The sequence below is a fragment of the Pseudomonas sp. rhizo25 genome, from assembly GCF_031931935.1.
Classification (GTDB): Bacteria; Pseudomonadota; Gammaproteobacteria; order Pseudomonadales; family Pseudomonadaceae; genus Aquipseudomonas; species Aquipseudomonas synxantha.
The window spans coordinates 384,712-411,521 of the sequence record NZ_JAUJXA010000004.1 but is presented as its reverse complement, the minus strand read 5'-3'; the positions used below and the strand labels follow the sequence as shown (position 1 = coordinate 411,521).

Genomic DNA, 26,810 nt, shown 5'->3' with positions numbered 1-26,810 from the left:
TGTCATTGTTATTACAGGCGTTTCGACGCCTTTTGCCAGGACGTGCAACCGTCTAGCACCGATAGGTGCAACCAACGAGCCAAAAAAGTACAACCCTGCCAGGTCGCAGCTGCAACCAGAGGGATAAACGACAGTTCCTACAGCTGTAACAACGTGCGTAACGGAACTGCACATTTACAGTGCGTGATTGCTACGCCTTGCACCAATACAGATGGGTAGCCTGCTAAGAAAACGCAGGCTTTTGAGCGGTATTTCGCTGATCAGATCACGATCCTCAGGCATTGCCCGGCGTGATACAGCGAGAATCCAGCTTCATACAAGCAGCTGCGCAGGCTTGCCCCGGTCAAGGGTTGCATGGGCGCAAACGGGATCGGCAGGGCCTGGGGATCCTGGTGACACAGATAGTCGGCAAACGCCTTGCCCACCACGCTGCCGGTGGTCACGCCACGGCCGTTATAGCCGGTGACCGCCACCAGCCCTGGCGCCGGCTCGAACAGGCGCATCAGATGGTCTGGCGTGAAGGCGATGCAACCGGTCCAGGTGCATTCCCACTGCACCGATTTGAGGTAGGGGAAGTAGTGCTGCTGCACCCGATCAGCCCACGCCTTGAGGAACCAGGCTGGTTTCTGGTTGCCGTTGCCCAGACTGCCAAGCAACAGGCGGCCATCGGCATCACGACGGATGCTACTCAGTACCTGGCGCGTGTCCCATGAGCCCTGGCCGCCGGGGAGGATCTGCTGGGCGGCATCGTCGGTCAACGGCGTCGACGCCACTTGGTAGTAATAGCCGGGGAAGAAATTGCGCCGCAACTCGGTCCATTCGCCCTCGGTGTAGGCGTTGGAGGCGATCACCACCTGTGCGGCCTGCACCGCGCCCTCGGCGGTCTGCACTGACCAATCGGCACCTTGGCGCTCCAGCTGGGTGACCGGTGAATGGTCAAACAGCTGCCCGCCCAGCCCCACGGCGGCATTCGCCAAGCCCGTCGTGTAAGCCATGGGGTTCAAGGTGCCGGCGCGCCGATCCAGCAACGCGGCAGCGATTTTCTTGGTCCCGGTGGCTTGCTCGCATGCTTGCCCGGTCAGTAACTCAACCGGCGCACCACGGCGTTTCCACTGCTCTTCACGGCTGCGCAAATCCGCCTCGCCACGGGCATTGTGGGCCATGTGCAAAGTGCCCTCGCGGCGCAATTGGCAATCGATGCGGTACTTGTCGACCAGGCCGAACACCAGGGACGGCGCCGCGCCCAACATGCGATTGAGCTGGCTGCCCACCGCCGTCCCGAAACCGGCTTCGATCTCGTCCGGTGGGATCCACATGCCGGCATTCACCAGCCCGACGTTGCGCCCCGAGCCACCATGGCCGGTGCGATGTGCTTCAAGCACGGCAACGCTTTTGCCCTGTTCCAGCAAGTGAATAGCGGCCGACAAGCCGGTGATGCCGGCGCCGATCACGCATACATCCACCTTGACCGCGCCCTTGAGCGCGGCGCGATCCGGTCGGCTGGGGGTGAGTTGTTCCCATAAGCATGTTTCGCGTAAAGACATTGCCAGACTCCGTAGAGGACCTAACAAACAGCTAGTTTTTTAAGTTATGAACCCAATCAAATGTGGGAGGGGGCTTGCTCCCGATGGCGGCGTGTCAGTCAGCAGATATACAACTGATCCACCGCAATCGGGAGCAAGCCCCCTCCCACATTTTGACCTCACTTCGACTTGAGGACTTAGTCGAATGTGATGCCCTGCGCCAACGGCAGCTCCAGCGAGTAGTTCACGGTATTGGTCTGCCGGCGCATATACCCGCGCCATGCATCCGACCCCGACTCGCGGCCGCCGCCGGTCTCTTTCTCACCGCCAAACGCGCCACCAATCTCCGCGCCGCTCGGGCCGATGTTGACGTTGGCAATGCCGCAATCGCTGCCCACGGCCGACATGAATTGCTCGGCTTCGCGCACATCGGTGGTGAAAATGCATGACGACAAACCCTGGGGCACGGCGTTGTTCAAGCGCAAGGCTTCGGCGAAATCGGTGTAGCCGACCACGTAGAGAATCGGCGCGAACGTCTCGGTACACACCACGTCGCTCTGCTCGGGCATTTCCACGATGGCCGGTGACACGTAATAGGCGTGGGGGAATTGGTCTTGCAGCTGGCGCTTGCCGCCGAACACCTTGCCGCCTTCGCTCAAGGCTTGCTCAAGGGCATCCTGCATGTTGTCGAAGCCCTGCTTGTCGATCAGCGGGCCGATCAGGTTGCCTTCCAGCGGGTGGCCGATGCGCACCTTGGCGTAGGCGGCCTTGAGGCGAGTGACAATTTCGTCCTTGACCGACTCATGGGCAATCAGACGGCGCAGGGTGGTGCAGCGCTGGCCGGCAGTGCCGACGGCGCTGAACAGGATGGCGCGCACGGCCATGTCCAGGTCGGCGCTCGGGCCGAGGATCATGGCGTTGTTGCCGCCCAACTCGAGGATGCTGCGGGCGAAGCGGGCGGCGACTTTCGGCGCCACTTCACGGCCCATGCGCGTGCTGCCAGTGGCACTGATCAGGGCGACGCGCGGGTCATCCACCAGCGCGGCGCCGGCGTCGCGACCGCCAATGATCACCTGGCTGAGGTACTCGGGGGCACCGTCGAATGTCTTCAACACGCGCTCGAACAGCGCCTGGCAGGCCAGTGCGGTGAGGGGGGTCTTTTCCGAGGGTTTCCAGATCACCGCGTTACCGCACACCAGGGCCAGGGTGGTATTCCACGCCCACACGGCCACCGGAAAATTGAAGGCGCTGATCACACCGACCACGCCCAGCGGGTGCCAGGTTTCACGCATATGGTGGCCGGGGCGCTCGGAGGCGATGGTCAAGCCATACAGCTGGCGCGACAGGCCGACGGCGAAGTCGCAGATGTCAATCATCTCCTGTACTTCGCCCAAGCCTTCCTGGGTAATCTTGCCGGCTTCCCATGACACCAGTTCGCCGAGGTCGGCCTTGTATTGGCGCAGCACGTCGCCGAACTGGCGTACCAGCTCGCCGCGTCGCGGCGCCGGCACCTTGCGCCAGGCCTCGAATGCATGCTCGGCGCGACTGACCTGTTGCTCCACCTCGGCGGCGCCTTCCCAGTGCACACTGCCGATCTGGCTACCATCGATCGGCGAATGCACGGGCTGCTTGCCCGATTGGTACAGCGCCGGGTTTACCCCGAGACGATCAAGCAATGCGGCAACCATGGGTCACTCCTTCAATCTCAAACAGAAAATTCGCGCCGCCACCGACACGGCGATCCAGCGCTTATTTGTAGCTGGCCCAAGACTTGCCAACAAACGACGATTAGGCGAGATATCATTCCGTTTATTCATGCAAAGAATAAAAAGAGGCATGCCGTGCTGAACAAAAGACATTTGCCCTCGATCACCGCCCTGCAGTGTTTCGAAGCCGCCACCCGCCACCTGAGCTTTACCCGTGCAGCCGAGGAGCTGAACCTTACGCAAAGCGCGGTGAGCAAACAGGTGGCACAGTTGGAAGAGCTGCTGCAACACCTGCTGTTTCGCCGAGTGCGTCGCCGCTTGCAGATGACCCCGGCGGGTGATCTGTACTTGGTGGAAGTGCGCAAGATCCTCACCCAGGTGGAGATGTCTACCCATTACCTGCGCTCCTACGGCGGCGAGACCGAAGTGCTGCGGGTATCCACGCCCTACACCTTCGGCGCGCGCTGGCTGGTGCCGCGCCTCAAGGGTTGGCGCCTGCGCCACCCGCAGATCCACCTGGACCTGTGCAACGAGCAGGAACCTGACGAGTTGCTGCAAGGCAAGGCCGACATGGCCTTCTACTTCGGCCAGGGTTCGCGCCCCGGCACCGAGAGTTTGAAGCTGTTCAGCGAAGAGCTGGTACCTGTCTGTGCGCCCGACAGCCTGCCCGCCCTGCCCTTCACCGACCCCACGCAATTGAGCAACCTGGTGCTGCTGCAAAACGCCTCGCGGCCCCAGGGCTGGCATGACTGGTTTGCCAGCCAGGACATGCATACCGAGCACAGCTACCACGGGCCGCGTTTCGACACCTTCTATATGTGCATCCGCGCCGCGCAGGTGGGTTGTGGCGTGGCGTTGCTGCCGCGCTTTCTGGTGGAGGAGGAACTGGCCGAGGGCAAGCTGGTGATTCCTTGGCAGCATGCGATGCCGAGCCAGGATGCATATTACCTGGCTTATCCTGAGCATTCGGCGGAGGTGCCGAAGGTCAGGGAGTTTGTGAAATGGATGCTTGAGCAGGTTATTTAGTGCCTGGAATACCGCCATCGGGGGCAAGCCCCCTCCCACATTTGAAACGCATTTCAACCTGTGGGAGGGGGCTTGCTCTCGATGGCGCCGGTGGCCCTGGCAAAAAATCACTGGCAAACCGACCCACGTCTATGCGCCACTAGCCCCCTTCTTTAATTGTGCGTAAAGGTCGGCGCCCATCGCCGACCCGTCTGGAGATTCCCGTTATGAGCGAGAGTGTGTTTGCCGATCGCATCGTGCAGAACTTGCTCGACACCGACTTCTACAAGCTGACCATGATGCAGGCGGTGCTGCACAACTACCCCAACGTGGAAGTTGAATGGGAGTTCCGCTGCCGTAACAGCGAAGACCTGCGCCCATACCTGGCGGAGATCCGCTACCAGATCGAGCGCCTGGCCGAGCTGAGCCTGAGCCCCGACCAGTTGGGTTTCCTTGAACGTATCAGCTTCATGAAGCCGGACTTCCTGCGTTTTCTCGGGCTGTTCCGCTTCAACCTGCGCTACGTACAGACCGGTATCGAGAACGGCGAGTTGTTTATCCGCCTGCGAGGGCCGTGGCTGCATGTGATCCTGTTTGAAGTGCCGATGCTGGCCATCGTCAGCGAAGTGCGTAACCGCTACCGCTACCAGACCGTGATCCTTGAACAGGCGCGCGAGCAGCTGTACCGCAAGTTCGATTGGCTGACGGCGAATGCCAGCAGCGACGAGCTCTCGGAACTGCAAGTGGCGGACTTCGGTACGCGCCGGCGCTTCTCTTACCGTGTGCAGGAAGAAGTAGTGAGCGTGCTCAAGCACGACTTCCCCGGGCGCTTTGTCGGCACCAGCAACGTACACCTGGCCCGCGAGTTCGATATGAAGCCCCTGGGCACCATGGCCCACGAATGGATCATGGCCCACCAGCAACTCGGCCCGCGCCTGATCGACAGCCAGATCGCCGCCCTCGATTGCTGGGTGCGTGAATACCGTGGCCTGCTGGGTATTGCCCTGACCGACTGCATTACCACAGACGCCTTCCTCGGCGACTTTGATTTGTACTTTGCCAAGCTGTTCGACGGGTTGCGCCACGACTCCGGCGACCCCATCCAGTGGGCGGAAAAAGCCATCGCCCACTACCACAAGCTTGGCATCGAACCGATGAGCAAGACTCTGGTGTTCTCCGACAGCCTGACGCTGCCCAAGGCCCTGGAGATTTTCCGTGCGCTGCGTGGCCGCATTAATGTCAGCTTTGGCATCGGCACCAACCTGACCTGCGATATTCCAGGGGTGGAACCGATGAGCATCGTGCTTAAAATGACCGCCTGCAATGGCCAGCCCGTCGCCAAGATCTCCGATGAAGCGGGCAAGACCCATTGCACCGACCCGAATTTTGTCGCCTATTTGCGTCACGTTTTCAAAGTACCTGCCCTTTCCAGCAAGGAGTGAATCATGCAAGCCGTACAGCGTGAGATTGCGCAGCAGCTCAAGGTCCAAGCGCCGTTCAACGACCAGGCCAGCCTTGAAGCCGAGATCGCCCGACGCGTAGCCTTTATCCAGGACTGCCTGCGCAATTCCGGGCTCAAAACCCTGGTGCTGGGCATCAGCGGCGGCGTCGACTCCCTGACCGCCGGCCTGCTGGCCCAACGGGCGGTGCAGGAGCTGCGTGCCAGCAGCGGCGACGAGTCTTATCGTTTTATCGCCGTGCGCCTGCCCTACGACACCCAGTTCGACGAACACGACGCCCAGGCCGCGGTGGAATTCATCGAGCCGGACGAACGCCACACCGTGAATATCGGCCCGGCAGTGAAAGCCCTGGCCAATGAAGTCGCGGCGTTTGAAGGCAAGGCAGCGGTGTCCCGCGACTTCGTACTGGGCAACACCAAGGCGCGCATGCGCATGGTGGCGCAGTACACCATCGCCGGCGCAGCCGGCGGCTTAGTGATCGGCACTGATCACGCGGCGGAAGCGGTGATGGGCTTTTTCACCAAGTTCGGTGACGGCGCCTGCGATCTGGCCCCGTTGAGCGGGCTGGTGAAGAACCAGGTGCGTGCGATTGCCCGGCACTTTGGCGCGCCGGAATCGTTGGTGGAGAAAGTCCCGACCGCCGACCTGGAAGACCTGTCGCCGGGTAAGCCGGACGAAGCGTCACACGGGGTGACCTATGCCGAAATCGATGCGTTCCTGCACGGTGAGCCCGTGCGTGAAGAGGCGTTCAGGATTATCTGCGAGACGTACCGCAAGACGGAGCACAAGCGGGTGATGCCGTTTGCGCCTTGAGGTGAGCCAGCTGGTTTTGCAGTGATTGCCAGAATGCCATCGGGGGCAAGCCACCTCCCACACTTGACCGCGTTCCAGCATGAGAATGCGGTCGAATGTGGGAGGGGGCTTGCCCCCGATGAACGATAACGCGGTGTTACTTCAGGACCACGGCACCTTTCATCATCGAAATGTGGCCAGGGAACGAGCAGAAGAAGTTGTACTTCTCATCGGCCTTGAGCTTGGAGACGTCGAAGGTCACCGAGTCTTTCTCGCCAGCGCCAATGATCTTGGTGTGGGCGATGATGCGGTCATCACCGGCCTTCAGATAATCCTTATCGATACCCGCAGCCATTCCGTCAGTAGCCACAGGCTGCATGTTGGCTTCAGTGGTCAGCACCCAGTTATGCCCCATGACGTTCTTCGGCAGGTTGCCGGAGTGTGTCAACTCAACGGTGAACTGCTTGCAGCTCTTGTCGATGGTGATTTCTTTGGTGTTGAAGGACATCTGGTCGGTAGAGTCGACGGTGACCTTGCACTCTGCGGCAAGCAACTGGCCGCTCGCCAGAGTCAGCAGGGAAACAGCAACGAGTTTGGCAAACATGTGAATCTCCAAGGCAGGGTTAAAAAACGCGTATTGCGACAAGGGTGCCTCAAGCAGGCTTAAGTTCTTATGATCTGCATCAACAGATTGTATACAACTTTAGGCTATCAGCTTGATCAACACAATCAACCAGCCAAAGTGCCGCAGGCTGCCTAAGATCGCTCCATTGCCCACTGGAGTCCGCGCCATGCACCTCAATCACCTGTTCAACGGCCTGCTGGCCGCCTACGCCTGCGGTAAGTGAAGGCGAAAGTCACCTTGAAGCTGCTACCATGACGACCCAAGGCAGCTGCGCGCCGCCCACCCTCACCTTCGACCCTAGAGGATCGCCCATGGCCAAACCTAATTACTCCTTCGCCAAACGTCAGAGAGACTTGGCCAAGGAACAGAAGAAAGAGGAAAAACTGCAACGCAAGAAAGCCGCTGCAGACGAAGAAGCAGGCGCACTGAACCCGGATGCGGAAGGTGAAGTGGCGACTGACGAGACCGAAACCCCGAAAGACCCGGCGGAATAAGCATTACTGTAGGAGCGAGCTTGCTCGCGAAAGGCGTTAACGATAACGCGGGGTGCCTGACTCACCGCGGCGCCCTCAGGTTCTTCGCGAGCAAGCTCGCTCCTACAACGGCATCACCGTCACCCGCACCTCCGGGTCATGGCTACCTCCCCCCAGAATCACCCCCCGCAACGGCGACACATCAGAGAAATCCCGGCCCCAGGCCAGGGTGATGTGCTCCAGTGCCGGCTGTACATTATTCGTCGGATCAAAATCCACCCAGCCTGACTCCGGGCAAAACACCGAGACCCAGGCATGGGACGCGTCGGCGCCGATCAACCGTGGCTGGCCGGGCGGTGGCTGGGTCAGCAGGTAACCGCTGATATAGCGTGCCGCCAGCCCGCGCGAGCGCAGGCAGGCGAGCATCAAGTGGGCGAAGTCCTGACACACCCCTCGCCGCCGCTCCAACACCTCCACCAGCGGCGTGGCGACCTGAGTGGCTTCGGCATCGAAAGTGAACTCGCTGAAAATCTTCTGCATCAACGCCTGTGTGCCCAGCAGCAAGGGCTCGCCGGGCGGGAAGCAGCTTTCGGAGAACTCGACGAAGGTTTTCTTCAAATGCACGTAGGGCGATTCGAAGCGATATCGACAGGCTTCGATCAGTTGCTCTGCCATGGGCTGGCTGCTGTAGGTCAAGCTGTCGCGAGTCTGGTCCCAGGCCGGCGATTGCTGGAAATCCAGCGCAGGCCGCGCCAGCACTTCCACGGTCAGCGCCGCATTCACCAGCAATTCATCATGGGGCCGTTCGAACGCCAGGCGGGTGATCGGGTTGCCGAACACATCCAGCTCATCGCGACGCGAAGACGGCTGCGGGCTGATCTCCAGCTGTTGCCAGGTACAACGTTGCCAGGCACACGGTCGTGGCCATAAATGCGCCAGTTGCTGGGCCAGGGACACCGGGCTGTCGTAGTGGTAATGGGTATCGTGGAAAATCTGATAACGCGCGCTCATCACACCGACACCGTCTGCTGGCTGACATCGTCCACATGGGCAAAATGGCGCAGCGCCAGGCGATCGGATACTTGCCCACTTTCATCGGCGACCCTTTGCAACAGGTCGGCCAGGCCGTCCAGCGCAGCACGCACGCTGGCCTCGCCGAACAACGGGTTCTCCAGGCAGCCCAGGTCGAAGCGCGCCAGGCGCTCCACCAACGGCGCCAGGCCGGTTTCCCGCGGCACACCGAAATCATCATTGAGGCGACGCAGGGTGCGGCTCACCAGTTTCAACTGGAACAGCACCGCATGGGGGTTCTGCTCATCGAGCAACAACAGGTCGAGCACCGGGATCAACTGTGGTACCGCCAGGTAGCGCGAGCGATAGGTGATGCTGCTGTTGCCCAGTTCCAGCAACCACTCCAGCCCGGCCTGATCGAACACCGCCACACCACGCAGGAACGCTGCCAGGCTGCTGCTGAGAAACTGCAGGCGCTCGATACGCCGGCCCATCATCAAGAAACGCCAGCCTTCATCACGGGTCATGTCGTCCAGAGCAAACCCGGACAGCGCCGCCAGGGACATCACCAGGCGGTTGAGGAAATCCAGCAGCTCGCCAAAATCAGGGGTTTGGCTTTCCAGCTCCATGGCTTCGCGTTGCAGCTCCACCAGCGCCTGCCAGTTTTCCCGGGACAGCTTGCCGCGTACCTGGGACGCCGCCCACTGCAAGCGCTGCAAGTTGGCGCGCAGGCTCGAAGGCCAATCATCACCGAGCAAGGCGGCGAGCAGGCGCTCGGGCAGCTCCCCCTCCTCCGGCAGCAGGCGCAGGCTTTCTCCCAGTTCGACCGCTGCCTGCAACGCCAACGGATCATCGCCATCCACATAACGCGCCAGCACGATGCGCAGCCAGCGCGCACTGTCATCGCAGCGTTCGCAATAGCGGCCAAACCAGAACAGGTTTTCCACCACCCGCGACGGCAAATAAGGGTCGCGACGTACCAGGTCGTGGGCGCCAATCGCACGCTGGGCACGCCACTGTTCGCCGACACTGGCACGTTCACCCAACACCCAGGTGTCCTTGCTGGCGCCGCCGCGCTGCATCGATACCACTTCGGCATCGGCCTCGGCGGCCACACGGGTCAGGCCACCGGGCAGCACGCGATATCCCTCATCACTGGCCACCGCGTACACGCGCATGCCGATGGCGCGGTGTTGCAGATGGTCTTCCTCGGTATGCCACACCGGCGCCTGGGACAACTGCGCCAGCTCCTGGGCAACGTAGGCGTAAGGCCGAGCACACATACGCTCGGCCAGGGCCTGGCGTTGCTCATCGTTCAAGTCGCGACCAAACACCGGGGCGAAACTTTGCGAAGCAAATGCCGGCCTGATCAGCAGCTCCGGGAGTTTTTCCAGGGCTTCGGCCAGCACCGGCGCTTCACCGCACCACCAGGTGGCAATGGACGGCAGGATCAGCGCTTCATCGAACAGGAATTCGTTGATCTTTGGCAAGAAACCCAGCAAGCCTGGGGACTCCAACACGCCGCTACCCAGGGCATTGGCCACCAGCACGTTGCCTTGGCGCACGGCGCCGAGCAGGCCAGGCACGCCAAGGGCCGAGTCGGTACGCAGCTCCAGCGGGTCGCAGAAATCGTCGTCGAGGCGGCGCATGATCGCGTGGACCCGACGCAGGCCGCTGAGGGTTTTCAGGAACACTGTGCTGTCGCGCACGGTGAGATCGCCGCCTTCTACCAACGGGTACCCGAGTTGGCGCGCCAGGTACAGGTGTTCGAAATAGCTCTCGTTGAAACGGCCCGGCGTGAGCAGCACGATCAGCGGTGGCTGGTCGTCGCCCGGTGCCTGGCGGGCCAGGGTTTCCTGGAGCGTGCGAAAGAAACCGGTGAGGTGCTGCACCTGCAAATCACGGTACAAGTCCGGGAACGCGCGGGACACGATGGTGCGGTTTTCCAGGGCGTAGCCGGCGCCCGACGGTGCTTGGGTACGGTCGGCGGTGACCCACCAGCGGCCATCCGGAGTGCGCGCCAGGTCCACGGCGTACAAGTGCAGGAATGCACCGTCGGGCGGCTGGATGCCCTGGCATGGCCACAGGAAGTTGTTATGCCCGAAGACCAGTTCAGCGGGCAGCAAGCCTTCCTTGATCAGGCGCTGCGGGCCATACAGGTCGGCCAGCACCGCGTTGAGCAAGCGCGCACGCTGGGCAATGCCGGCCGACAGCTGCCGCCACTCATCGACGGCCAGCACATGGGGCAGCAGGTCCAGCTCCCAGGGGCGATCAGCGCCCTTGGGGTCGGCGTAGACGTTGTAAGTCACACCGTTTTCCTGGATTTGCCGGGTCAGCAGCGCCTGGCGCTGGGCCAGTTGCGTGGGCGTGCTGCGTTGCAGGTGATCGAGCAAACGCTGCCAATGGGCACGCACCGCGCCGCTGGCGTCCAGCAGTTCGTGGTAGGTGCCCGCGGTGAGCGGGTAACGGTCGAGCAAATCGGACATGGAACGCTCGGCAGGGGCAAGGGAAGTCAGGTTAACTCAAATTCACTACGATCCAATGTGGGAGGGGGCTTGCTCCCGATGGCGGTGCATCAGTGACAAATGTGCTGACTGCACTCTGCTATCGGGAGCAAGCCCCCTTCCACAGTTGGCTCGCATTCATTCCTTATTTGTTGGAAAACGGCGTAAATCCAGGGTCATTGGCATTTCATCGTTCACCTCTACAACCGGCACCGGTCGCTTGCCCGGGCTATGCCCCAAGCGGAAAAACCGCGCCATCCGCCGGCTCTCTGCCTCGTTGGCATTCACCGGCAAGCTGTCGTAATTGCGTCCACCCGGATGCGCCACGTGGTATTGGCAGCCGCCCAGCGAGCGCTGCATCCAGGTGTCGAGCAGGTCGAATACCAAGGGTGCATGCACCGCGATGGTCGGTTGCAGGCAGTTGGCCGGTTGCCAGGCGCGGTAGCGCACGCCAGCGACAAACTCGCCGACGCGGCCGGTCGGTTGCAGCGGCACCGGGATGCCATTGCAGGTCAGCAGGTAGCGTTGCGCTGGCAGGCCAGTCAACTTCACTTGCAGGCGCTCCAGGGACGAATCCACGTAGCGTACCGTACCGCCCACCGCGCCCTCTTCGCCCAGCACATGCCAGGGCTCCAAGGCCTGGCGCAGTTCCAGTTCGATACCGCTGACGGCGTAGTCGCCCACCTTGGGGAAGCGGAACTCCAGGTGCGCAGCGAACCATTCGGCACGCAACGGGTAGCCGGCCGCATTCAGTTCGACGATCACGTCGGCAAAGTCTTGCTCGATAAAATGCGGCAACAGGAAACGGTCATGCAACTCGGTGCCCCAGCGCGCCAGTTTCGGCGGCGCGTAAGGCTCGCGCCAGAACCGTGCGGCCAGCGCGCGCAGTAGCAACTGCTGGGTCAGGCTCATGCGTGCATGGGGCGGCATTTCAAAGGCGCGTAATTCGAGCAAGCCCAGGCGGCCGGTGGCGCCGTCGGGGGAGTAGAGTTTGTCGATACAGAATTCGGCGCGATGGGTGTTGCCGGTCACATCGATCAGCAAGTTGCGCAGCAGGCGATCCACTAACCACGGCGGGCATTCCTCGCCCGGTGCAGGCATCTGCGCGAAGGCGATTTCCAGTTCATACAGCGCATCGTTGCGTGCCTCGTCCACCCTTGGCGCCTGGGAGGTCGGGCCGATGAACAGACCGGAGAACAAGTAGGACAGCGACGGGTGGTTATGCCAGTAGCTGATCAGGCTGCGCAGCAGGTCAGGGCGGCGCAGGAAGGGTGAGTCCTTGGGCGTCGCGCCGCCCAGCACAAAATGGTTGCCGCCACCGGTGCCGGTGTGGCGCCCGTCGATCATGAATTTCTCGGTGGTCAGCCGGGTTTGCCGGGCCTCTTCATAGAGGAATTCGGTGCGCTCCACCAACTCGTCCCAGGTGGCGGACGGCTGTACGTTAACTTCGATCACACCAGGGTCCGGCGTGACCCGCAAGTTGCTCAAACGCGTATCCGCGGGCGGCTCGTAACCTTCCAGCAGCACCGGGCAATGCAACTCTTCGGCGGTGGCCTCGATGGCGGCCACCAGTTCCAGGTAATCCTCGACGCGTTCCATCGGCGGCATAAACAGGTACAGGCGCCCTTCCCGCGCCTCGGCGCACAGCGCGGTGCGAGTCAGCCAGTCAGCGGACTCATCGACCTTCGGCACACGCTCATCGCTCGGGGCCGGCTCGCCGTGGCTATGCAGTTGTTCGGTGGTCGGCAGGTCAGGTTGATCCTGATTCGGGTCGGTCGGGTGCACGAACGGATACTCCGCCGCCGTCACCCACGGTTGGGAAGCCAAAGGCAGGCGATAGCCCAGCGGCGAATCGCCCGGCACCAGGCGGCAGTGATTATCGCGCAGGTACCAGCGACCACTCTGCCAGCGGTCATTGGCCGCGGTGCGCGCCAGGGGCAGCACGTGGCCGATGACGTTACCCAGGCCCTGAGCGAAGACTTTGCGCAGGCGTTCGCGCTCCAGTTCGTCGCTCAAGCGCGGGTCCTGGGCGCTGACGTTATGCGGCAACGCGCCCTCGCGCCACAGGTAGTAGACGTAGTCTTCAAAGGCCGGGAACACAAAGCGCGCCGGCAGTTTCAGGCGTTCGGCGATGCTGGCCAGGAAGCGCCCTGCCATCGCGCCGTCAGCACCATAATCCTCTTGTTCATCGGCGATCAACGCACTGTTGTGCCAGATCGGCACTCCATCTCGGCGCCAGTAACAGTTAAGCGACCAACGCGGCAGTTGCTCGCCGGGGTACCACTTGCCCTGGCCGAAATGCACCAGGCCCGTGGGCGCATAGTGCCGGCGCAGGCGTTGGAACAGCTCGGCGGACAGGCGACGCTTGTCCGGCCCCAGGGCGGCCGTGTTCCATTCGGCGCCGTCAGGGTCGTCGATAGAGACGAAGGTCGGCTCGCCGCCCATGGTCAGGCGCACGTCGTGCTTGAGCAGGTCAGCGTCGATCTGTCGGCCCAGGGCCTGGATCGCCAGCCATTGCTCTTCGGTGTAGGGCTGGGTCACCCGTGGTGCTTCCCAGATGCGTTCCACCGACATCTCGTGGGCAAATTCGCACTCGCATGGCTCCACCAACCCGCTGATCGGCGCGGCAGAAGATGGATCGGGGCTACAGGCCAATGGGATATGCCCTTCACCGGCGAACAGCCCGGAAGTCGCGTCAAGGCCGATCCAGCCGGCGCCGGGCAAATACACTTCACACCAGGCATGCAGGTCGGTGAAATCGACTTCGGTGCCCGAAGGGCCGTCGAGGGCCTTAACGTCGGCGGTGAGCTGGATCAGGTAACCCGAGACAAACCGCGCCGCCAGCCCCAGGTTGCGCAGCAATTGCACCAGCAGCCAGGCCGAGTCGCGGCAGGAGCCGGAGGCGTTTTCCAGGGTGAATTCCGGGGTTTGCACGCCCGGTTCCATGCGGATCAGGTAGCCGATATCGGCGGCCAGACGCTGGTTCAGCCCAACCAGGAAATCCACCGCAGGTAATGGCGTACGGTCGATACCGGCCAGGTACGCGGCGAATCTTGGCGTTAGCGGCAAAGTTTCCAGGTACGGCGCCAGTTCGCGTTGCTCATCGGCGGCGTAGCTGAACGGGATTTTTTCGGCATACGGTTCAAGGAAAAAATCGAACGGGTTGAACACCGCCATCTCGGCGACCAGGTCGACTTCGATGCGCAGTTCGTCCGTCTTTTCCGGAAAGACCAGACGCGCCAGGTAATTGCCCTGGGGGTCTTGCTGCCAATTAATAAAATGCTGCTCGGGCAGCACTTTCAACGCGTAGGACAAGATCCGCGTACGGCTATGGGCTGCCGGGCGCAAACGCACGATCTGAGGGCCGAGTTCGACAGCGCGGTCGTAGCGGTAGTGCGTAACGTGGTGCAACGCAACATGAATCGACACGGCGGCCTCCTGCGAGCCAGGGCATAAGCACAACGCGCGCAAGACTTATGCCAGGGCGTCGGTCATTGCGCTTTATCGTGGGACCCGGTGCAGTACAGCACCAAAACGGCGCCAACATACGTACCACGGTGCAAGAGCCGCACACATTTGTGGCGTCAGTGTGAGGATGGATGGTGAATCTACCCAATCAACGGGCTTTGCGCTTTGCGATTGCGGTTTGGCGCAGATGGCGTATCTCGGACAGTTTTTTGCGCATTTCGCGGTGGCGTTTGCTGTTGAGCAGCAGTAACCCCAACAGCGCAAATAGGTCACGCCAGCCATGGAAACCGCGGCTGAGCCGGAGAAGATCGCCATGAAAATCGTCCCCATGAATACGGGGAAATAGCGCGCCAGGAATCTGTTTAACGAAGGCGGCTCCTTCACATGCGACTACTCGATCTGACGGTTGATTTGACAGACTGCCGAATGCGACGGATTTCCACGAGTTTCGTGCGCATCTCTCGTTGAACCTTGCTATTGAGTGTCAATAATCCGAGCAATGGGAATAACAGCGCCAACCCATAAAGAACTTTGTGAGGCCGGAATTGAACCATCGGAACGACAAACAGTAGACAGGCGACATAGATACCGACCATTACCCACACCCAGGAAGGTCGGCCCCGCAACATCATAAAGTTACTATGGACCGTCAACAGAATGAGCAGCGCCCCGACCAACATGATCTTGAGCCCCACTTGAGCCAGCGGCACATCACGAAAATAAGTGACGAACGCCAGCGCCACAGCCAATGCCAAAGAAAAATACGCAGCAAATACGCCGCCCATAAACGTCAGAAAGTATTGCCTGAAAAAGTCGCGTAGCGTCATTAACTCGTTCATTCGTTTATTTCCTCGTACAACCCTATCGCTATGGTATTGACGTTTCCGGAGTACGCACTTCCGCCAAACCCTATGCTTGCGCCCAGGACGTCTTTGATCTGGGTAGTGGTGCTGTGCTTGAGCTGCGTAGGGGTGAAACGCTTGGTGAGTTCACCCGACGCCTGCTTCAATTTGAGCATCTTCGCAGTCAAGCTGGGATGGTTGATGCTGAGTAGCTCTTTCGTGAGTTTGGCTCTTTCCTGGCGATTCAACCCGCGAAGCACGTCACGCAGACTCTTGCCCGTCGATGCTTTGGCGGCCCTGACCAGCTTGACCGTCGTCAGGGCCGAAGCGCTCACGCCTACCAGTGATACTGCGTCCAGCACAATGGAAGCATTCTGGTACCAGCCCTCACTGTCGAGCCAATCCTTTACCTCAGGCTTGGCGACCTCCAGCGCTGTCCGGGCAATGCCGTTGAAACACTGAAGCGAACTTGCGCCGGCAGCCGCATACCCCACCACGACGATGACGGAACTGGCGCCGGCACTGAAAGGCACCAGAATTGTTCCACTGGCGATCGCAGCCCAACTGATGACAGCCCCAAAACAGGAGATTCCGGTATTCACGGCTTCGCCAATCAGTCGCGATTCTCGAGGATTGTTCACGACATGTTGAGCAAACTGCGTTGGCGCAATGTACTTCTGCGCTTCACGCAAAATGATGCGCTTGGGCTTGATGCTGCAGATGGGCTTGAATTCGCGCAGGGTAATGACGTTGAAGTCGGCGTCGATGTATACGACGCCTGCGCCAACGATACCTGGATCGGCGTCAATGGCCGCAAACAGCCGCGGCAGGTTGATCTGGCTTTCGATGCGCTGGCGCGCCATGAACTGGGAGCGGTTGGAGTCCATGCCGATGCCGGCCAGGGGGTTGCCCATGGGGTGTTCTTCCTTGAAAGGGTGGAGACTGGACTGACGCTATCGGGAGCAAGCCCCCTCCCACACTTTAATGTGTGAATACATTCAAAATGTGGGAGGGGGCTTGCTCCCGATAGCGATCTAATGGGCGCCACCTTACCAAACAGACTCACCACCGACCAGAAAGCAAAACGCCAGCACGAAGCTGGCGTTTTGTAGGTTCAAGCAGCGATCAACGCGGTACCACCGGCTTGCGCGCAGGCTTGCCGCCTTTGCCCTTGGCCGCATCGGTGCGTTCCTTCGCCGCTTGCTTGTTACGCGCCTGGGCCGCTGCCTTGGCTTGCTCACGCTTGTCCCACGGGTTGCTGCCGTCGCTGCCACGGGGTGGCAGGCCAGTGTGCTGGGTGAGGATTTTGGTCGTGGTTTCCTTGGCGACCTTGTGACTGCCGGCCGGCGTCGAGTTCTTGCGACGGGCGCTCTGGTAGCTGTCGGTAGCCGGCTGGTGCAGCGGGATCAACTGGTCCTTGCCCGGCCCGATCAGGTCGGCACGGCCCATGCGGGTCAGCGCTTCACGCAGCATCGGCCAGCCCTTCGGGTCGTGGTAGCGCAGGAACGCCTTGTGCAGACGGCGCTGCTCTTCGCTCTTGACGATAGTCACCGCGTCGCTCTTGTAGGTGACCTTGCGCAGCGGGTTCTTGCCCGAGTGGTACATCGCCGTGGCGGTAGCCATTGGCGAGGGGTAGAACGCCTGCACCTGGTCGGCACGGAAGCCGTTGCCCTTGAGCCACAGGGCCAGGTTCATCATGTCTTCATCGGTGGTGCCCGGGTGGGCGGCGATGAAGTACGGGATCAGGTACTGCTCCTTGCCCGCTTCCTTGGTGTACTTCTCGAACATGCGCTTGAACTTGTCATAGCTGCCAATGCCCGGCTTCATCATCTGGTTGAGCGGACCTTCCTCGGTGTGTTCCGGGGCGATCTTCAAGTAGCCACCCACGTGGTGGGTCACCAGCTCTTTGACATATTCAGGCGACTCGACGGCCAGGTCGTAGCGCAGGCCGGAAGCGATCAGGATCTTCTTCACACCCGGCAAAGCACGGGCGCTGCGATACAGCTGGATCAACGACGAGTGGTCGGTGTTCAGGTTCGGGCAGATGCCAGGGAACACGCAGGATGGCTTGCGGCACGCGGATTCGATTTCCGGGCTCTTGCAGGCGATGCGGTACATGTTCGCGGTCGGGCCGCCGAGGTCGGAAATCACACCGGTGAAACCCGGGACCTTGTCGCGGATCTCTTCGATCTCGCGGATGATCGACTCTTCGGAACGGTTCTGGATGATGCGGCCTTCGTGCTCGGTGATCGAGCAGAAGGTGCAGCCGCCGAAGCAGCCACGCATGATGTTCACCGAGAAGCGGATCATGTCGTAGGCCGGGATTTTCTCCTTGCCGTACGCCGGGTGCGGTACGCGGGCGTAAGGCATGCCAAACACGTAGTCCATTTCTTCGGTGGTCATAGGAATGGGCGGCGGGTTGAACCACACATCCACTTCACCATGCTTCTGCACCAGGGCGCGGGCATTGCCTGGGTTGGTTTCCAGGTGCAACACCCGGTTGGCGTGGGCGTAGAGCACAGCGTCGCCGCGGACTTTTTCCACCGAGGGCAGGCGGATAACGGTCTTGTCGCGGGTCATGCGCGGGCTGGCCAGGATCTGCACAACCTTGGCTTCTTCCGGATCGTCCACCGGGCCTTTCTCTTGCTCGATGGCGCAGGCCTGGGTGTCTTGGGTATTCACATACGGGTTGATGATCTTGTCGACCTTGCCCGGACGGTCGATGCGCGTGGAGTCCACTTCGTACCAGCCCGCCGGTGTGTCGCGGCGAATGAACGCGGTGCCGCGCACATCGGTGATGTCTTCGATCTTGTGGCCCCACGACAGGCGCTGGGCCACCTCGACGATGGCACGCTCGGCGTTGCCGTACAGCAGGATATCGGCGGTGGCGTCGATCAGGATCGAGTTGCGCACACGGTCCTGCCAGTAGTCGTAGTGGGCGATGCGGCGCAGGGAGGCTTCGATGCCGCCCAGTACGATCGGTACGTTCTTATAGGCTTCCTTGCAACGCTGGCTGTACACCAGGCTGGCGCGGTCCGGGCGTTTGCCGGCCATGCCACCGGGGGTGTAGGCGTCGTCGGAGCGGATTTTCTTGTCGGCGGTGTAGCGGTTGATCATCGAGTCCATGTTGCCGGCCGCGACACCGAAGAACAGGTTCGGCTCGCCGAGCTTCATGAAATCGTCTTTGGACTGCCAGTTCGGCTGGGCAATGATCCCGACGCGGAAGCCCTGGGCCTCCAGCAGCCGGCCGATGATTGCCATGCCGAACGACGGATGGTCAACGTAGGCATCACCGGTGACGATGATGATGTCGCAGGAATCCCAGCCAAGCTGATCCATCTCCTCCCTGCTCATCGGCAGGAATGGCGCAGGACCGAAACATTCGGCCCAGTACTTGGGATAGTCAAATAACGGCTTGGCTGTTTGCATGACGGTGACCGGTGTTGAGATGAAAAATCGCGGGCGCGGAATATAGCACAAATTTTGACCAATTCCGACGGCAATGGTCGGCTTTAATCCTGGCCGTCTCCTACCCCGCCAGGCGCCCAGCTTTTGCGCACGCACGGGTAACAAGTAGATAACCTCCAGCGGCGAAAACCGTGGATAGGCTGGCCCCAAATAACGATGCATTTGGAGCCCCTGATGACCAGCAATCCCACACCTGCGTTTTCGACTCACGCAGGCTTTATCCGCGCCCAACTGCCGGCCTGGCTGACACTGGCGCCCGAGGAGATACGCAAGGCGCTGCGCGAAAGCCTGCTCAAGAGCAATCAGGCCAGGCATGATTTCAAGGAATATCTGCGCAGCCTCAAAAGCCCGGAAGCCTATGCGCGGCCCATGCTCAGGCAAGCCCTGCAACGCAAGTTTCCCGGCCAGCGGATCGATGAGTCCGCGCTCCTGGTGCGCAAATGGAAGCACCACCACGTGCTGGGCCTGGTCAAGACTGCCGCAGGTACCACGGAGCAGAGCCTGTTGGAGGTGGCGCTACAAAACTTCGAAGCAGACGAGGCCGAAGGCAAGGGCATCGAGGCCGGCTCGGGTATCTATACCCAAGCCGGAGGTGACCGCAAGCTTAGCTCCGTGACGCCGCAGCAATTGGCCAAACTGTGCCGCGACCTGGATATTGGCCGGTATTACCAGTACCACGTCGAACAGGTACTGGGCCCCACCCATACCCTGACCATGACCTCGTACGTGCGCAGGCTGTTTGTCGAAAAAGAAAGGCATAGCCTCGCGGTGTCACTGCACGTGGCGCGGCTGAACAATGTGCTTACCCAAGAACGCTATGAGCAGTTGCTCGCGCTGGCGCGCACCGGCAGCCATCCGCAGGTGCGCTGCAGTCACCTCACTCTCGATGCGGTCGTGCTGCCCAATGTGCTGGTGTTCGAATGGGGCAGTGAAAACCCGCAACAGTTGCTCTACGTACCGGAGGATCCGGCGGCCCCCTTGCGCTTGCACACGGACGCAGAAGACTTGAACCAGCAACTGGCTGATCGGCTGAGCAACACGCCCGCCTACCTGGCGTTTTTCAAGCACCTGGTGCCCTTGCGTCACCGAGAAACCCTGCTCGAGGTGCGACCCGCCTGGCGAGACTGGTTCTCCGTAGGGGCTACCGGCAGACTGATACCGGCCAGCCTGGCAAAACCCATGACGTATAGCGCCATCCGCGGCCATGTGTTCCTGGCCATTACCCGCCATCGCATCGAGCAAATCAAACAAGACGCACGCGCACTGGTAGTGCCCACCGCGGATGCGGACCTGGCCAGCCGGCAAAAGCGCTTGCAGTCCTATCTGGAGCTGGGAAAGTCGGTGCTGTTCTTTGCCGCCTCATTCGTGCCGGTCGTAGGCGAGGTCTTACTGGCGGTCAGTGCGGCGCAGTTGCTCGGCACTGTCTATAACGGGTTTGCCGCCTGGAGCCGGGGCGACAGCGACGAAGCCCTCGAGGACCTGATGGATGTGGTGGACGCGGCCACTACCGCCGTCATCACCGCTGGCGCGGTCAAGGCGGTGGGGTTTTCCGCCGGTTTGGTCAAGGTCAGGCTGCGCGGCGGACGTGAACGCCTGTGGAACCCGGACCTTGCGCCTTACCGTCATCTGGAGAGCACCTTGCCCGGCGGGTTACCCGCCGATGCCGAGGGTGTGTATAACCACGCAGGGCAAGCCTATGTGAAACTCGACGACCGCCTGCATGCGGTCAAGCGCGACCCGGGCAGCCAGCAATGGCAACTGCAGCATCCCAGCGATCCCGACGCCTACACCCCACCACTGCACGGTAACGGCACCGGTGGTTGGCGGCATGCCCACGAGACACCACGGGCCTGGGACGACCTCAAGCTGATCAAACGCCTTGGGCCAGACGCCGCCAACATCACCCAGGCCCAGGTCGAGCCACTGCTGCTGGTGGGGGGGGCCAACAGCAGCACCCTGCGCCGGGCGCACCAGGAATCGCTGCGCCCACCACCGCAGCTGCGCGAAACACTCAAGCAGTTCAACCTGGAAGAGGAGATCAACAGTTTCGACGCCGATCGCGCCGAAGGTTCGACGCTTACGCCCTGCACACCTTATATCCAGCTCCATGAGGTCTGCTCACTCCCCGAATGGCCCAGCGGACGGATGGTGAATATTGTCGATGAGCAGGGCAAGACCTTGATCAGCCTGGGCGGTGGCACACAAGCCATCAAGGTACCGCTGGCGCGTTTCAGGAAAGGTGAGTTGCTGTATTGCCTGGAGAGCGCACTGCCCACAATCGAATTTAACGAGCTGCTGCCCGCTGAGCCCGCCCCGCACCGGACCCATGTCGAGAACCTTGCCCAGCGTTTGAGCCAAACGGTACCTGAACATTCGCACCGTCTGTTTACTTGGCTGGAGCAGACCTTGAAGCAACCCGGCAGCGGCGTCGAGCAGGAGATCGGTAAGCTGGTCCCGGACTTGCCGGCAAGCCAGGTCGAAGAAATGGCCTCGGTACTCAGCCCCGAACAGCGTGGCAGGTTACTGCGTGAGAAAAGCCTGACCCGGCAACAACACTGGGAAGCCGACCAGTACCTGCAACAAGCCGAGGCCAGCCGGCTGCTCGCCAGCCTGCACCTGGAGTCAATGTCCACGCCGCAAACGCCGGAAATGATGCTCGCAGCCCTGGAACAATTGCCCGGTTGGCCCCTCTCCCGCCGCCTGGAAGTGCGCGACATCGGCACCAGCGGCCCGCTGTTATGCAGCAGCGGCACAGGCGACGCCAGCCAGCGCTTGCTGATCATCCGTGAAGGCCAGCACTATCGCCCACGGGATAGCCAGGGCCGGACGCTGGCCGAACCCAGTGACCTGCCCACTGCCATCAGCCATGTACTGCCGCCCACAGAGCTCGACGCCGTGCTGCGCCAAGCCCAGGAAAGCACCCTCAAGGAGGCCATGCGTAAATCCAGCCAAAAAAGTATGGCGCAGGGTTTAATCGCTAAGCGTGCACCGTTCAAACGCAGCGATTCGTTTCCCAAGCGGCACCGCATCGAACCCGCATTTGCCGACCCAGCCCCGCCTGCGGGGCTCACGCTGAGGGCGGACGGCATCTATCAGGCGCCCGTCCTGCCCGACGGCAGCTATCGCTATTACATCCTGGATAACGCCCGATACTACCGGGTGCAGGCCGATGACAGTGGTTGGCGACTGATCGACGCACGCAGCCACTTCAGGGCGTACCAGCCGTATCTGCGCAAGCACAGCGAGAGCGGCTGGGAACTGGACGGCACCGTCGCCACGCCATTCGGTGGCGTGCCAAGACCTGACTTCGAAGGCACGGCGCCAAGCGACTCCAGCGAAACCTTTGTATCCGCCGAACCCGCCACTGACTATGAGTCGGCCGACGAAGGCGCCATCGTGTATACGGCGGACGAATTGCAGCACATGCGCTCATCCGCCAGCTACCAGCAAAGTGCCAATCATCTCCGCAGTTTCGAACGCGCCAACAATGGCCGCTACCCCTTGCGCGATACCGAGGGACAGCCGCTGCGGATCAAATCGATCCAGGCCACCGGCCGCACGAGAAGCGGCAAGGCCTACAGCAAGGCCCTGATCATGCCGTTCATTGAGTGGGAAGGCTTTGAGAAAGTCGCGGCGTTATATGACGAAAAATTAACGGTAACGCCCTTCACCGCCGCACATCAGAAGTTTCCCGAAGAAGCCAGCCTGCTCGGCCAGTCCACAGTGGTGACCACCAAGGCGATTGCCAAGGGCGAAGCGCTGGGGGTGTACGGCGGCGAGCTGGTGCCCTCGCGAATCGCCCAACAGCGTCGCGATCCCTATTTGCTGGATGTGCACACATGGGCGCAGCCTGGCGCGCAAGTAGGCAGCACGCAGACACCGAAAATGGTCAGCGCCTTTCTCAGTTTTTCCGGCGATAACGTACTGTCGCGGATTAACACGATGTTCGAGTACAGCAACGGTACACCGGTCAGGCAAGCCAAGACCGGCTACAACGTCGAAGACGCCAGGTTTATCGTCGATGTGCTGACCGCCGACCAGTCGCGGATGCGCCTGCGCCTGAGCGCCTTCTTTGCCACCGAGGATTTGGCAGCCGGCACGGAGTTACGCTGGGACTACGGTTATGACGAAAAAATGATCAAACAGCTGTTCAGCAAGGCAAATTGACGGCGGGCTACTCATCGTCGTCGAAGTTGTAGCTGCCCGGTGCCAGGTTCTCGAAACGGGTGTACTTACCAATGAACGCCAGGCGGATAAAGCCGATGGGCCCGTTCCGCTGCTTGCCGATAATGATCTCGGCAATGCCTTTGTGCTCGGTCTCGGGGTGATACACCTCGTCGCGGTACACGAACATGATCACGTCGGCGTCCTGCTCGATCGCTCCGGATTCGCGCAAGTCGGAGTTTACCGGGCGCTTGTTGGGCCGTTGTTCCAGGGAGCGGTTGAGCTGGGACAGCGCCACCACCGGGCAGTTGAATTCCTTGGCCAGGGCTTTGAGGGACCGGGAGATTTCGGAAATTTCGTTGGTGCGGTTGTCACCGCTGGAACCCGGGATCTGCATCAACTGCAGGTAGTCAATCATGATCAGCGCGATGTCGCCGTGTTCACGCACCAGGCGGCGGGTACGCGCACGCATCTCGGATGGGCTGATACCGGCGGTGTCATCGATGAACAGCTTGCGGTCGTTGAGCAGGTTGACCGCCGAGGTCAGGCGCGGCCAGTCGTCGTCTTCCAATTGGCCGGAACGCACCTTGGTCTGGTCGATGCGCCCCAGGGACGAAAGCATACGCATGATCAGCGATTCGCCTGGCATCTCGAGGGAGTACACCAGCACCGCCTTGTCGCTGCGCAGTACGGCGTTTTCCACCAGGTTCATCGCAAAGGTGGTTTTACCCATGGACGGACGGCCGGCGACGATAATCAAGTCGGACGGCTGCAGGCCGCTGGTCTTTTCGTCGAGGTCGGTGTAGCCGGTGGAAATACCGGTAATGGCGGCATCGGTGTTGAACAAGGTGTCGATGCGGTCGATGGCCTTGGTCAACAGGTCGTTGACGCTGACCGGGCCACCGGTCTTGGGCCGTGCCTCGGCGATCTGGAAGATCTGGCGCTCGGCCTCGTCAAGAATCTCGGCGGCGGTGCGGCCTTCGGGGTTAAAGGCGCTGTCGGCGATCTCGGTACTGATGCCGATCAACTGGCGCAGGGTGGCGCGCTCGCGGACGATCTGCGCATAAGCTTTGATGTTGGCGACGGACGGGGTGTTTTTCGCCAGTTCACCGAGGTAGCCCAGGCCGCCAACCTGGGAGGTCTGGCCTTCCTTGTCCAACTGCTCGGCCAGGGTCACCACGTCGATCGGTGAGTTCTGGTCGGCCAGCTTGGCGATGGCGCGGAAGATCAGGCGGTGGTCATGACGATAGAAGTCGCCGTCCGAGACTTGATCCAGCACGCGTTCCCAGGCGTTGTTGTCCAGCATCAAGCCACCGAGCACGGCCTGTTCGGCCTCGATGGAATGCGGCGGCACCTTCAGGGCAGCGGTTTGCAGATCGTATTGCTCAGGAGCGGAGATTTCGTTCATGGCCACTTGAAATTTGGGGGTGTGTAGAAAAACAAAAGGCACGACCTGTAAACAGGATCGTGCCCGATGTTAACCGGCTGACACGCGAGGTGCCAGTCAGTTAGGTGCGACTTAAGCTGCTACCACGACAACGCGTACGGTGGCTTCAACTTCGGCGTGCAGGTGCACGGCTACGTCGAATTCGCCTACGTTGCGGATGGTGCCGTTCGGCAGACGAACTTCGCTCTTCTGCACTTCAACGCCGGAGGCGGTCAGTGCATCAGCGATGTCGTGGGTGCCGATCGAACCGAACAGCTTGCCTTCGTCACCGGCGGTGGCAGTGATAGTCACTTCCAGCTCAGCCAGTTGGGCAGCGCGAGTTTCGGCCGAAGCTTTTTTGTCTGCTGCGGCTTTTTCCAGCTCAGCGCGACGCTCTTCAAACGCAGCCAGGTTGGCAGCGGTTGCAGCGGTGGCTTTGCCGTATGGCAGCAGGTAGTTACGACCGTAGCCGGCCTTAACGTTCACTTTGTCGCCCAGGTTGCCCAGGTTGGCGACTTTTTCCAGAAGGATCAGTTGCATGTGAAAATCCTCTAACTTTTAACCTTCACCGTTCGCGTTATCGGCGTCTTTCGATGCCAGACGACCGCGAAAATCAATCAGGCCGTCGACAATGGCCAAGACCACGAGTAACGGATAGATCAGCTGCATGAACAGCAACAGCGTGACGTACAACCCCACCAGCCAGAACCTGGCCAGGCGCTTGCGCGCAACCAGCCCATGGATCAGGGCCAGCCCGGCAAACACCAGCGGTACGCTGCAAATCGGCGCCAGCAAGGCCATCTGTGGGCCGAAGTTCGGCCCGACAACCATGCACGCCAGCAGCAACATCGCCGGCCCCGCTGGGATTCTGATACTGCGAAACTCGCGACCAAAACCACCCGGGTTGTACAACAACGCCTGCCAATAACGCCCAAGAATCAGGCTCAGCACGCTGACGACCTGCAACAATGCCGCAATCAGGCCGGTCAGGACCGGGGCAATCAGTGACGCAAACCGCGCTCGCTCATCTACCGACAACTGCTGGTAGAGATCCCCGAGGGCCAGCGGCAGGATCTTGACGATTTCCTGCGACAGCGCCTCGATTTGCGGGCGGAAAGCCGCGCCAAGCATCACTGAGTACACCAACCCCAATGCCACGCTGACCAGCAGCGTGCGGACCCAGGACTCACTTGCGCGCAGAACCAACGCAAGGCTCGATGACCCCAGCAGTACCAGAAGTACCCGTGGATCACCCATTTGCAGCCACCAGATCAAGGCCGGCAACAAACCCAGGGCAAGAACGCCAAGGGCGTCCTTCAAACCGCGCCGCAGCAGCACAAGGCAACCCGCGGCAGCACCCAACCAATAAAGCAACGGCAATGCCGCACAGCCAGCCACTACCAGAGTGGCCTGCACACGACCGCGCATGATGAACTCAGCTAAGGCGCGCATGCATTCAATCCCTTACTACTTGTCGACTGCCCGGTCTCAGCGGCCGTGGCTGTCGGTGTAGGCCAGCAGGGCCAGGAAGCGGGCGCGCTTGATAGCGGTGGCCAGCTGACGCTGATAACGTGCTTTGGTACCGGTGATACGGCTTGGAACGATTTTGCCGGTCTCGGATACGTAGGCTTTCAGAGTGTTGAGATCTTTGTAATCGATCTCTTTCACGTCTTCAGCGGTGAAGCGGCAGAATTTACGACGACGGAAGAAACGTGCCATTTGATAGGCTCCTTAAAAGGTCCGTGGATTACTCGTCAGCGTTATCGCTGTTGTCGCTGTCATCACTATCAGCGCTATCAGCGCCTTCGTGCTCAGGACGGTCGCGACGCTCACGGCGCTCACTGCGGTTTTCTTCAGCCTTGAGCATCTCGGATTGGCCGGTAACGGCTTCTTCGCGACGGATGACCAGGTTACGGATCACTGCATCGTTGTAGCGGAAGTTGTCTTCCAGCTCGGCCAGGGCCTTGCCAGTGCACTCAACGTTCAGCATCACGTAGTGAGCCTTGTGAACATTGTTGATTGCGTAGGCCAGTTGACGACGGCCCCAATCTTCCAGACGGTGGATTTTGCCGCCGTCTTCTTCGATCAGCTTGGTGTAACGCTCAACCATGCCGCCGACTTGCTCGCTTTGATCCGGGTGGACCAAAAAGATGATTTCGTAATGACGCATGAATGCTCCTTACGGGTTGTAGCCTGCCGCTCAAAAACGGTCAGACAAGGAGTGAATGACACTTATGGATCTTGCCGCAGGGGAGGCACATGCGTGCCTGCCAGTAAGGCAAGGGGCGCAATTGTAGAGAAGGGGGAGAAGCGGCGCAAGGTGATTGGTGATTATTTGAACAA

General features: G+C 61.0%; 19 protein-coding genes. 5 read left to right on the top strand and 14 right to left on the bottom strand.

Annotation, left to right across the window (positions count from 1 at the left end):
- Nucleotides 1-260 precede the first annotated feature (260 nt).
- Both amaA and amaB read right to left on the bottom strand, forming a co-directional pair.
- Nucleotides 261-1,544 carry an L-pipecolate oxidase gene (gene amaA / locus QZR30_RS11680; RefSeq protein WP_059398414.1) on the bottom strand — a complete coding sequence of 428 codons (1,284 nt, stop codon included), beginning with the start codon at nucleotides 1,542-1,544 and terminating at the stop codon, nucleotides 261-263.
- Nucleotides 1,545-1,720: 176 nt separating this feature from the next.
- Nucleotides 1,721-3,211, bottom strand: coding sequence for an L-piperidine-6-carboxylate dehydrogenase (gene amaB / locus QZR30_RS11675; RefSeq protein ID WP_311903327.1), 1,491 nt, complete (start codon nucleotides 3,209-3,211; stop codon nucleotides 1,721-1,723).
- A gap of 153 nt (nucleotides 3,212-3,364) precedes the next feature.
- Here amaB and QZR30_RS11670 point away from each other — a divergent pair, with 153 nt between their 5' ends.
- The 3 genes from QZR30_RS11670 (at nucleotide 3,365) to nadE (ending at nucleotide 6,507) form a co-directional block, all read left to right on the top strand.
- Complete coding sequence (locus tag QZR30_RS11670; RefSeq protein WP_311903326.1) at nucleotides 3,365-4,255, top strand: LysR family transcriptional regulator; 891 nt, start codon at nucleotides 3,365-3,367, stop codon at nucleotides 4,253-4,255.
- 206 nt (nucleotides 4,256-4,461) lie between these two features.
- Nucleotides 4,462-5,676 carry a nicotinate phosphoribosyltransferase gene (gene pncB, locus QZR30_RS11665; protein ID WP_003188094.1) on the top strand — a complete coding sequence of 405 codons (1,215 nt, stop codon included), beginning with the start codon at nucleotides 4,462-4,464 and terminating at the stop codon, nucleotides 5,674-5,676.
- Nucleotides 5,677-5,679: 3 nt separating this feature from the next.
- Entirely contained in the window at nucleotides 5,680-6,507 is an 828-nt protein-coding gene (gene nadE, locus QZR30_RS11660; protein ID WP_311903325.1) for an ammonia-dependent NAD(+) synthetase, read from the top strand.
- A gap of 136 nt (nucleotides 6,508-6,643) precedes the next feature.
- On the opposite strand, the gene azu is transcribed toward nadE, so the two are convergent.
- Nucleotides 6,644-7,090 carry an azurin gene (gene azu / locus QZR30_RS11655; protein ID WP_046070658.1) on the bottom strand — a complete coding sequence of 149 codons (447 nt, stop codon included), beginning with the start codon at nucleotides 7,088-7,090 and terminating at the stop codon, nucleotides 6,644-6,646.
- Between the two features lie 332 nt (nucleotides 7,091-7,422).
- Between azu and QZR30_RS11650 the strand changes: the two genes are divergently transcribed.
- Nucleotides 7,423-7,605, top strand: a complete 183-nt coding sequence (locus tag QZR30_RS11650; protein ID WP_034117461.1) for a hypothetical protein — start codon at nucleotides 7,423-7,425, stop codon at nucleotides 7,603-7,605.
- Nucleotides 7,606-7,707: 102 nt separating this feature from the next.
- Here QZR30_RS11650 and QZR30_RS11640 read toward each other — a convergent pair whose 3' ends face one another.
- From QZR30_RS11640 to QZR30_RS11610, 6 genes are all read right to left on the bottom strand, one after another.
- Complete coding sequence (locus QZR30_RS11640) at nucleotides 7,708-8,595, bottom strand: transglutaminase family protein (protein WP_046070656.1); 888 nt, start codon at nucleotides 8,593-8,595, stop codon at nucleotides 7,708-7,710.
- Nucleotides 8,595-11,081: a circularly permuted type 2 ATP-grasp protein gene (locus tag QZR30_RS11635; protein WP_311903324.1), complete on the bottom strand. Its 2,487-nt coding sequence runs from the start codon at nucleotides 11,079-11,081 to the stop codon at nucleotides 8,595-8,597. The genes QZR30_RS11640 and QZR30_RS11635 overlap by 1 nt, the downstream gene beginning before the upstream one ends.
- Nucleotides 11,082-11,237: 156 nt before the next feature.
- On the bottom strand, nucleotides 11,238-14,528 hold the full coding sequence (locus QZR30_RS11630; RefSeq protein WP_311903323.1) for a transglutaminase family protein: 3,291 nt from the start codon (nucleotides 14,526-14,528) through the stop codon (nucleotides 11,238-11,240).
- A gap of 419 nt (nucleotides 14,529-14,947) precedes the next feature.
- Complete coding sequence (locus QZR30_RS11620) at nucleotides 14,948-15,406, bottom strand: hypothetical protein (RefSeq protein WP_046070653.1); 459 nt, start codon at nucleotides 15,404-15,406, stop codon at nucleotides 14,948-14,950.
- Nucleotides 15,403-16,323 carry a hypothetical protein gene (locus QZR30_RS11615; protein WP_046070652.1) on the bottom strand — a complete coding sequence of 307 codons (921 nt, stop codon included), beginning with the start codon at nucleotides 16,321-16,323 and terminating at the stop codon, nucleotides 15,403-15,405. Before QZR30_RS11615 ends, QZR30_RS11620 begins: the two co-directional genes overlap by 4 nt.
- Nucleotides 16,324-16,534: 211 nt before the next feature.
- Nucleotides 16,535-18,838: a YgiQ family radical SAM protein gene (locus QZR30_RS11610; RefSeq protein ID WP_046070651.1), complete on the bottom strand. Its 2,304-nt coding sequence runs from the start codon at nucleotides 18,836-18,838 to the stop codon at nucleotides 16,535-16,537.
- Between the two features lie 213 nt (nucleotides 18,839-19,051).
- On the opposite strand from QZR30_RS11610, the gene QZR30_RS11605 reads away from it, so the two are divergent.
- A complete protein-coding gene (locus QZR30_RS11605; RefSeq protein WP_311903322.1) occupies nucleotides 19,052-23,044 on the top strand; it encodes a dermonecrotic toxin domain-containing protein in 3,993 nt (1,330 codons plus the stop codon).
- Between the two features lie 7 nt (nucleotides 23,045-23,051).
- Here the strand turns inward: QZR30_RS11605 and dnaB are convergent, their stop codons facing one another.
- The 5 genes from dnaB to rpsF form a co-directional block, all read right to left on the bottom strand.
- Complete coding sequence (gene dnaB, locus QZR30_RS11600) at nucleotides 23,052-24,449, bottom strand: replicative DNA helicase (protein ID WP_003188079.1); 1,398 nt, start codon at nucleotides 24,447-24,449, stop codon at nucleotides 23,052-23,054.
- Between the two features lie 111 nt (nucleotides 24,450-24,560).
- Complete coding sequence (gene rplI, locus QZR30_RS11595) at nucleotides 24,561-25,007, bottom strand: 50S ribosomal protein L9 (protein WP_003171376.1); 447 nt, start codon at nucleotides 25,005-25,007, stop codon at nucleotides 24,561-24,563.
- A gap of 18 nt (nucleotides 25,008-25,025) precedes the next feature.
- The gene (locus QZR30_RS11590; RefSeq protein WP_043047864.1) at nucleotides 25,026-25,919 is read right to left on the bottom strand and encodes a hypothetical protein; all 894 of its coding nucleotides are present in this window, start codon (nucleotides 25,917-25,919) and stop codon (nucleotides 25,026-25,028) included.
- 36 nt (nucleotides 25,920-25,955) lie between these two features.
- On the bottom strand, nucleotides 25,956-26,186 hold the full coding sequence (gene rpsR / locus QZR30_RS11585; RefSeq protein WP_002551829.1) for a 30S ribosomal protein S18: 231 nt from the start codon (nucleotides 26,184-26,186) through the stop codon (nucleotides 25,956-25,958).
- A gap of 28 nt (nucleotides 26,187-26,214) precedes the next feature.
- Nucleotides 26,215-26,637: a 30S ribosomal protein S6 gene (gene rpsF, locus QZR30_RS11580; RefSeq protein ID WP_003236224.1), complete on the bottom strand. Its 423-nt coding sequence runs from the start codon at nucleotides 26,635-26,637 to the stop codon at nucleotides 26,215-26,217.
- Between the last annotated feature and the right edge of the window lie 173 nt (nucleotides 26,638-26,810).